The 1,502-nt window shown below is 49.6% G+C and carries 1 protein-coding gene; it reads left to right on the forward strand.

What is annotated here, in order from left to right; genetic code table 11:
• Window positions 1–56: 56 nt before the first annotated feature.
• Window positions 57–1,502 (forward strand): IS1182 family transposase (locus B5F35_RS18100; protein WP_275532277.1); only part of this gene is annotated, 1,446 nt, incomplete at its 3' end.

The following is a 1,502-nucleotide window of genomic DNA, read 5'->3' on the forward strand; positions in this document are numbered from 1 at the left end:
GCCTTTTTCTCGTATAAAGGGAGAAAATGCGGTATAATGAGTTTGGGGTGATAAAAATGCTGGTAAAGAATGCAGAAAATCGAGGACAACTGGAATTTGTAAGTTTGGAAAACATTGTCCCGCAAGATCACTTGCTGCGAAAGATCGATGCAGCAATCGACTTCAAGAAGATCTACGAATTTGTAGAGGATCTGTACTGCGAGGACAACGGTCGGCCAAGTATAGACCCGGTGGTGTTGTTCAAGATCGTGCTGATCCAGCATATCTACGGAATTTCTTCCCTTCGCCGAACCTTGGAAGAAGTGAGCATGAATCTGGCATACAGATGGTTCATTGGATATCCGCTGAACGAAGCGGTACCGCATTTCTCCACAGTGAGTTACAACTTCAAGCACCGGTTCAACCACGCCACAGTGGAGTATGTGTTCCGGTGGGTATTGAAAGCTGCAGCAGAGGAAGGCTATCTGGACACAGAAGCGATTTTTGTGGATGGAACTCATGTTAAGGCGAGTGCCAACCTGAAAAAGCAGGCTAAGAAGGCCGTACCCAAACAGGCAAAGCGGTATGCGAAAGAGCTGTTCGACGAGGTGAACAAAGACCGAGAGGATCACGACAGGAAGCCTTTCTCGGATGACAGCGACAAAAGGCCGCCGGAAGAGAAGGAAACTGTGGTGTCCACCACCGACCCGGAAAGTGGTGTGTTCCACAAGGGGGAGCACAAAAAATGCTTTGCCTACGAAGCACACACCGCCTGCGACAAACACAATTTTGTTCTTGATGTTCACGTCACTCCCGGCAATGTCCACGACAGCGCAGCCTTTGACCCTTTGTACGATGAATTGTGCAAGTACTATCCCGAACACAAAACCGTGGTAGCGGACAGCGCCTACAAAACACCCTGGATCTGCAAGAGAATTTTCGAGAGCGGCCGCATTCTTTCCACCTGCTATACCCGCCCCAAAACCAAAGAGAACGGCCATCCCTGGTGGGCATATGTGTACGACGAATACTTTGATGATGTGATCTGCCCGGAGTACCGGGCGCTGCATTATTCCACCACAAACCGGGATGGTTACCGGGAATACAAGAGCCGGGGCTATCTTTGCAAAACCTGTCCCACCAGAGGGATGTGCACCGAAAACGCCAAGTGTGAGAAAACTGTCCTGCGCCATATCTGGCAGGACTATGTGGAGATGGCAGAGCATGTCCGGCATATGGCGGCGTACAAAGAATTATACCGGCTGCGAAAAGAAAAAATTGAACGTGTGTTTGCTGATGCGAAGGAAAAGCATGGCATGCGTTACACGCAGTACAGAGGCCTCACTCAGGTGACAAACTGGGTGAAGCTTAAATTTGCTGCCATGAATCTGAAAAAACTGGCCACTTGGAAATGGAATGACCGCCATCCGGCACCGGATGGCGCATGGCGCTCCAGATTGCGCGAAAATACGCCTGACATTTCGCTCCTTTTTCCCTTTGGGTTCTTGTTTACAAACCAAAAA

The sequence above is a fragment of the Anaeromassilibacillus sp. An200 genome (assembly GCF_002160025.1).
In the GTDB taxonomy this organism is placed as follows: Bacteria; Bacillota; Clostridia; order Oscillospirales; family Acutalibacteraceae; genus Caccousia; species Caccousia stercoris.